Source organism: Chromobacterium sp. CCUG 76385 (genome assembly GCF_059916625.1).
Genome location: NZ_JAUCGU010000062.1, coordinates 1 through 3,107 on the forward strand (window position 1 = coordinate 1; position 3,107 = coordinate 3,107).

3 protein-coding genes and 4 tRNA genes are annotated in these 3,107 nt (G+C 61.2%); 3 read left to right on the forward strand and 4 right to left on the reverse strand.

Features of this window, described 5'->3' with window-relative positions; all coding sequences use genetic code 11:
• The 3 genes from QUG01_RS19815 to QUG01_RS19825 all read right to left on the reverse strand — a co-directional run bounded on the left by QUG01_RS19815 (nt 1) and on the right by QUG01_RS19825 (nt 246).
• A tRNA-Ala gene (locus QUG01_RS19815) sits at nt 1-76 on the reverse strand.
• An 11-nt stretch (nt 77-87) separates the two neighbouring features.
• Nucleotides 88-163 (reverse strand) — tRNA-Glu (locus QUG01_RS19820).
• 7 nt (nt 164-170) lie between these two features.
• Nucleotides 171-246 (reverse strand) — tRNA-Ala (locus QUG01_RS19825).
• Nucleotides 247-553: 307 nt separating this feature from the next.
• On the opposite strand from QUG01_RS19825, the gene QUG01_RS19830 reads away from it, so the two are divergent.
• The 3 genes from QUG01_RS19830 to QUG01_RS19840 are packed head-to-tail and all read left to right on the forward strand — an operon-like array spanning nt 554 to nt 2,776.
• Nucleotides 554-1,318: an amino acid ABC transporter substrate-binding protein gene (locus QUG01_RS19830; RefSeq protein WP_500831592.1), complete on the forward strand. Its 765-nt coding sequence runs from the start codon at nt 554-556 to the stop codon at nt 1,316-1,318.
• A 13-nt stretch (nt 1,319-1,331) separates the two neighbouring features.
• The gene (locus QUG01_RS19835) at nt 1,332-2,012 is read left to right on the forward strand and encodes an amino acid ABC transporter permease (RefSeq protein ID WP_500831593.1); all 681 of its coding nucleotides are present in this window, start codon (nt 1,332-1,334) and stop codon (nt 2,010-2,012) included.
• A complete protein-coding gene (locus QUG01_RS19840) occupies nt 2,009-2,776 on the forward strand; it encodes an amino acid ABC transporter ATP-binding protein (RefSeq protein ID WP_500831594.1) in 768 nt (255 codons plus the stop codon). Before QUG01_RS19835 ends, QUG01_RS19840 begins: the two co-directional genes overlap by 4 nt.
• A 90-nt stretch (nt 2,777-2,866) precedes the next feature.
• On the opposite strand, the gene QUG01_RS19845 is transcribed toward QUG01_RS19840, so the two are convergent.
• Nucleotides 2,867-2,942: transfer RNA gene (locus QUG01_RS19845), tRNA-Ala, on the reverse strand.
• Nucleotides 2,943-3,107: the final 165 nt, after the last annotated feature.

Sequence of the window (3,107 nt, forward strand, 5' to 3'; positions counted from 1 at the left end):
TGGTGGAGGTAAGCGGGATCGAACCGCTGACCTCTTGCATGCCATGCAAGCGCTCTCCCAGCTGAGCTATACCCCCACATGAAACTATGGCGTCCCCACGGGGATTCGAACCCCGGTTATCGCCGTGAAAGGGCGGTGTCCTAGGCCTCTAGACGATGGGGACTAAATTTTGGTGGAGGTAAGCGGGATCGAACCGCTGACCTCTTGCATGCCATGCAAGCGCTCTCCCAGCTGAGCTATACCCCCACATAATCTGTCGATTTCGCTTTCGCTTTTGACCGTTGGGTCTCGACAGGAGGCGAACTATACCCGGACCAATTTGGGCGTGCAAGCGTTTTGTGGAAATATTTCGAAAATATGCAGAAATTACCCATTTTGACTGGCCAATCAGGTGCGGCGCGCGGCACGAGAAGGCATTTTGGGTATTTATATTTCAATAAAGAATATAAATCTAAAATAATATTACTTAGTATTCTAACATTGTCGCTGTTAAGGTGTCGCCATGGCCGGCCCATGCTGCCGGAAGACACTGAGCAACGATGGAGATTCGACAATGAAAAAACTGAATGCCGCACTGATTTTTGGCCTGTCCCTGGCGGCCGCTGTCGCGCACGCTGACGATCTGACGGATATCCGCAAGGCTGGCGTGTTGAAGATAGGCACTGAAGGCACGTATGCCCCGTTTACTTATCACAATGCTTCCGGCGAGCTGACCGGTTTTGATGTCGAAATCGGCCAGGCCGTCGCCAAGCGTCTGGGCGTCAAGCCGCAGTTCGTCGAGGGCAAGTGGGATGGCTTGATCGCCGGCCTGGACGTCAAGCGCTACGACGTGGTGATCAACGAGGTGGCTGTCACCGATGCGCGCAAGGCAAAGTACGATTTCTCCGAGCCGTATATCGTGTCCAAGGCGGTGTTGATCGTGCGCGACGACAATCGCGACATCAAGCGCTTTGAAGACTTGAAGGGCCGCAAGTCCGCCAATACCCTGACCAGCAATTTCGGCAAGCTGGCGCAGCGCTATGGCGCGGAGGTGGTGCCGACTCAGGGTTTCAATGAATCGGTGGCGCTGCTGGAATCCGGCCGCGTGGAAACCACCATCAACGACAGCCTGTCCTTCCTCGACTTCAAGAAGAAGCAGCCCAAGTCCCGCCTGAAAGTGGCCGCTACCGAGGCCAATGGCGACGCGTCCGCCGTGCTGTTGCGCAAGGGCAATCCGGAATTGAAGGCGGCCATCGACAAGGCGCTGGCGTCGATCAAGGCTGACGGCACGTATCAGAAGATTTCGCACAAATACTTCGGCGCCGACGTGTCGCGCTGATTGAGGAGGAGTGATGCCTTCGTGGTTGCAGTTGATGGCGGATTCGCTGCCGTCGCTTATTTATGCCGGGCTGGTGTTCACCGTGCCGCTGACCTTGCTGTCTTTTGTCGGCGGCTTGGGCTTGGGCTTGGTGGTGGCCTTGATCCGGCTGTTTGGCCCGCGCCCCTTGGTGCTGTTGGTGCGCGCTTATTCCTGGCTGGTGCGCGGCACGCCGCTCCTGGTGCAGCTGTTCGTGATCTTCTACGGCCTGCCGCGCATCGGCATCGTGTTTGATCCGTTTCCTGCGGCGCTGCTTGGCTTCGTGCTCAGCGTCGGCGCGTATACCTCGGAAGTGATACGCGCGGCCATCGCCTCGGTGCCGAAGGCGCAGTGGGAGGCGGCGTATTCGCTGGGCATGAGCTGGTCGCAGGCGATGCGGCGCACCATCCTGCCGCAGGCGAGCCGGGTGGCGGTGCCGCCGCTGGCCAACTCCTTCATCTCGCTGGTAAAGGATACCTCGCTGGCGGCCGTGCTGACGGTGCCGGAGATGTTCCAGGCGGCGCAGCGGATTGCCGCCACCACTTACGAGCCGCTGGTGCTGTATCTTGAGGCGGCTTTTCTGTACCTGATGCTGAGCACGGTGTTGACCTGGCTGCAGGAGCGTCTGGAAAAACGTTTTGACCGCCATGTGGCGCCCGTGGGAGCGGCGGCATGATCAAGCTGAACGATATCGTCAAATCCTTCGATGGCCACCGGGTGCTGGACGGGGTGAGCCTGACCTTGCCTGAGGGCGGCGTGACCGCGCTGATCGGCCCGTCCGGCAGCGGCAAGAGCACGCTGCTGCGCTGCGTCAACCTGTTGGAGGTGCCGGATGCCGGCAGCCTGGAGTTGGCCGGCGATGCCTTGAGTTTCACGCCGGGGCGCAAGCTGTCGCGCGAGGCGGTGCTGCGGATGCGGCGGGCGACCGGCATGGTGTTCCAGAGCTTCCAGCTGTTTCCGCATCAGACGGTGTTGCAAAATGTGATGGAGGGCCTGCTGACCGTGCAGCGCTGGCCGCGCCAGCAGGCGGAGCAGCGCGCGCGCGAGCTGTTGGACAAGGTGGGCATGGCGCACAAGGCCGACGCCTGGCCGTCCACGCTGTCCGGCGGCCAGCAGCAGCGGGTCGCCATTGCCCGCGCCCTGGCGCCGTCGCCGCGGCTGTTGTTGTGCGATGAGCCGACGTCGGCGCTGGATCCGGAGCTGGCGGCCGAGGTGGTGGCGGTGTTGCGCCAGCTGGCGGCCGAGGGCGTCACCATGCTGATGGCGACGCATGATCTGCGCCTGGCCGCCAGCGTGGCGCGCGATGTCGTGTTCTTGGAACATGGCCGCATCGTCGAGGCGGGCAGCGCATCGCAGATATTCGGAGCGCCGCGTCAGCCGCGCACGGCCGAGTACGTGTCCACGCTGACGGCCGGGGCCAGGGATCTGGTGCAGATCTGAGGGCAGGGAGCCGCCGCGAGGCGGTTTTCCAGCGCCGGAACGCAAAAAAGCCTGCTTGCGCAGGCTTTTTTGTTTGGTGAAGCAGTCGATTGGTGGAGGTAAGCGGGATCGAACCGCTGACCTCTTGCATGCCATGCAAGCGCTCTCCCAGCTGAGCTATACCCCCGGTAGATGTCGCTGCGTTCACAGTGCTGCGCATTCTATGCGTCTCCGGGCGGCTTGTAAATACCCTGTTGTCACAAAAGTGAAAAATGCTAGGGGCTGTTGACGTTTGCTGAGCGGTCGCGCCGGGATGCATTTTGCGCCGAATCGAGGCGTTTCGCGCGCCGCA